Genomic DNA, 2559 nt, shown 5'->3' on the forward strand with positions numbered 1-2559 from the left:
CCCCAGCGCAGGCCGGCCGCAGCCGCCGCCACCGCGGTCGCACCCGGGCCCAGTCGGCCGGCCAGCAGGCCCTCCGCGAATGCCCGCCGGCGGTCGTCGGGGACCGTCGGGTCGGCCATCGCGTTGCGCAGCGGCGGGTTCGCCGTCAGGAGGTCCGCCACGGCGAACAGGTCCGCAGCGATCTCCGGGCTCGCCTGCTGGGCGTCCATGGCCCGGTCGAGCTCGGAGAGCCGGGCCTGCGCGGCCGCGCTCATGCGGGGCCCTGCACCGGCTCGGCCTCGAGTTCGGCGATGAACCGGTCCACCGTGCGGCGGGCCCGGTCGTCCTCGTCGAGGGACTCCCCGACGATGCGTCCGGCGAGTTGGGTGGCCAGACCGCCCACCTCCGCGCGGAGCTGGCCGATCACCTGCGTCCTCTCGGCCTCGATCTGCGCCTTGGCCGTGGCGATCATCCGGGCCGAGTCGGCGTGGGCGGCCTCGCGGATCTCGGCCGCGAGGGTCACGGCCTGCGCCCGCGCGTCCTCACGGATCCGGGCGGCCTCCTCCCGTGCGGTCGCCAGCTGGGCCTGGTACTCGGCGAGCGCGGCAGCGGCCTCCTTCTGCGCCGCCTCCGCCTTCTCGATCCCGCCGGTGATCTCCGCGGTGCGCTCGGCGTAGGTCTCCTCGAACACGGGGACGACCTTCTTCGCCACGACCCACCAGATGATACCGAACAGGACGATGCCCGCGATCAGCTCGGAGAGGTGCTCGGGGAGCAGTGGACCGAGGTCCAGCTCGAGCGGCAGCATGCCGACCAGCCTCACTGAATGACGAAGGCCAGGGCGATGCCGATGATGGCCAGCGCCTCAACCACGGCGAAGCCGATCCAGGCGGTGCCCATCATCGCGCCGCGGGCCTCGGGCTGGCGGGCGGTCCCGTTGATGACCGAGGAGAAGATCCAGGCCACGCCGAGGCCCGGGCCGAGCGTCGCCAGACCGTAGCCGAGCATGTTCAGGGAGCCGTTCATGATGACTTCCAGGGGGAGCATGTGCACTTTCCTTTCGGGTTGGTTGGCGTGCTCAGTGTTCTTCGGCGAGGGCCGAGGAGACGTATTGGGCGGTGAGGACGGTGAAGATGTAGGCCTGCAGGACCCCGACGAAGATCTCCAGGGCGAAGATCGCGAAGCTGAAGATGAGCGACACCCCGCCGGCGGCCATGTAGGCCAGGGATCCGCTCTCCAGCAGCAGGGTGCCGCCGACGACGAAGACCATCACGACCAGGTGGCCGGCGAACAGGTTGGCGAACAGACGCAGCGCCAGCGTGATCGGCCGGACGATGAAGTTGGACAGGAACTCCAGCGGGATGATCAGCACCCACAGGAAGACGGGGACGCCGGCGGGCAGGGTGCTCTTCTTCAGATAGCCGAGGAAGCCCGACTTCGAGATGCCGGCGGCGTTGTAGAGGATCCACGACAGCAGCGCCAGCCCGTAGGGGTACCCGATCTTGGAGAAGGTCGGAAACATGAACAGGAAGAACTCGCCGAACAGGTTGTTCACCAGGATGAAGCTGAACAGGGCGACCAGGTACGGCAGGAACCGCCGGTAGTCGTGGCCGAGGATGTCCCGGGCGATGCTGTTGCGGATCACGTTGTACAGGTACTCGCCGACGAACTGGCGCCTGCCGGGAACGACGGTGTGGTCGCGCGAGACCCACAGCCAGAAGCCGATCACCAGCGCGGCAGCGATGACCGCCTGGGCCAGCTGGTTGTTCAGCCACCCGAAGTCGTCGCCGAGGCCGGGAAAGAGGGCGCGCGAGCAGAAGCTGGAGACGCCGGGCGGAAACCCCGAGCTGGAAGCGCCCTCACTCCCGTGCTCGGCGCCTTCACCGAGGCAGACCGCCCATTCGAGGGGGATCAGCAGTCCGACCAGGCCGGGCATGCACTCTCCTGTCTGGCACTCACACCGAGCGTCCGTACTTCGCGATGACCAGGTACACGCCGGCTGCCGTGCCGACGACGATGCCCACGGGTAGGCACCAGGAGGTGTGCAGCCACGCGTCCAGCAACCAGCCCAGCCCACCGTAGAAGATCAGCCCGGCAATCAGGATGCTGAGAACGCGGAGACCCGCGTCCATACCGCTCTGCTCACCCATGGTCCTTCGCACACTATCAGCCGGAATGAGTGCTCAGCACCACTTCGGGGCTAGCCGTCGCCCTGTCGCTCGGTTTCGTCGAACACCGGGATGCGCAGCCGCGCGAACACACGGATCTCGGCGGCCAGCCAGCCCGCGACGACCGCGATCGTGGTCACCACCACCGCCACCGGATCCATTCCGGCGAGCCGCTCCCGGTTCGCCAGCGCGAGCGCCAGCAGGACACCGAGCGCGCCCATCCGTCCGGCGTAGGAGAGCAGCGCAGCCAGCAGGACGCGGCCGGGCTCCGCGTCCGCGACGAGGACCTGGACGGCCTGCCCGATGGTGAAGAAGGCGATGGTCAGGACGCCGGCGATCGCCGCCGACACCGCGGGCAGGACGCCCCCGGACAGCCCGAACCCGACCACGCACACCACCATCGCGATATGGC

The 2559-nt window shown here is 69.2% G+C and carries 6 protein-coding genes; all 6 read right to left on the reverse strand.

Annotation, left to right across the window (positions count from 1 at the left end; genetic code table 11):
- Positions 1 to 254 (reverse strand): hypothetical protein (locus QM633_RS06915; RefSeq protein WP_415153003.1); only part of this gene is annotated, 254 nt, incomplete at its 3' end.
- Positions 251 to 787, reverse strand: coding sequence for a F0F1 ATP synthase subunit B (locus QM633_RS06920; protein ID WP_415153004.1), 537 nt, complete (start codon positions 785 to 787; stop codon positions 251 to 253). The genes QM633_RS06915 and QM633_RS06920, both read right to left, overlap by 4 nt.
- 11 nt (positions 788 to 798) lie before the next feature.
- Positions 799 to 1026, reverse strand: a complete 228-nt coding sequence (gene atpE, locus QM633_RS06925; protein ID WP_415153005.1) for an ATP synthase F0 subunit C — start codon at positions 1024 to 1026, stop codon at positions 799 to 801.
- A 31-nt stretch (positions 1027 to 1057) separates the two neighbouring features.
- A complete protein-coding gene (atpB, locus tag QM633_RS06930) occupies positions 1058 to 1915 on the reverse strand; it encodes a F0F1 ATP synthase subunit A (RefSeq protein ID WP_415153006.1) in 858 nt (285 codons plus the stop codon).
- 19 nt (positions 1916 to 1934) lie between these two features.
- Complete coding sequence (locus QM633_RS06935; protein WP_415153007.1) at positions 1935 to 2129, reverse strand: AtpZ/AtpI family protein; 195 nt, start codon at positions 2127 to 2129, stop codon at positions 1935 to 1937.
- 50 nt (positions 2130 to 2179) lie between these two features.
- Positions 2180 to 2559, reverse strand: a 380-nt coding sequence (locus tag QM633_RS06940) for a hypothetical protein (protein ID WP_415153008.1), incomplete at its 5' end; no start/stop codon positions are given.

Source organism: Propionicimonas sp. (assembly GCF_047606205.1).
Lineage (GTDB): Bacteria > Actinomycetota > Actinomycetes > Propionibacteriales > Propionibacteriaceae > Propionicimonas.

Coding starts and splice junctions, on each gene's coding strand:
- atpE (WP_415153005.1), bottom strand. CDS start 1,026: ATGCTCCCCCTGGAAGTCATCATGAACGGCTCCCTGAACATGCTCGGC.
- QM633_RS06935 (WP_415153007.1), bottom strand. CDS start 2,129: ATGGGTGAGCAGAGCGGTATGGACGCGGGTCTCCGCGTTCTCAGCATC.
- QM633_RS06920 (WP_415153004.1), bottom strand. CDS start 787: ATGCTGCCGCTCGAGCTGGACCTCGGTCCACTGCTCCCCGAGCACCTC.
- atpB (WP_415153006.1), bottom strand. CDS start 1,915: ATGCCCGGCCTGGTCGGACTGCTGATCCCCCTCGAATGGGCGGTCTGC.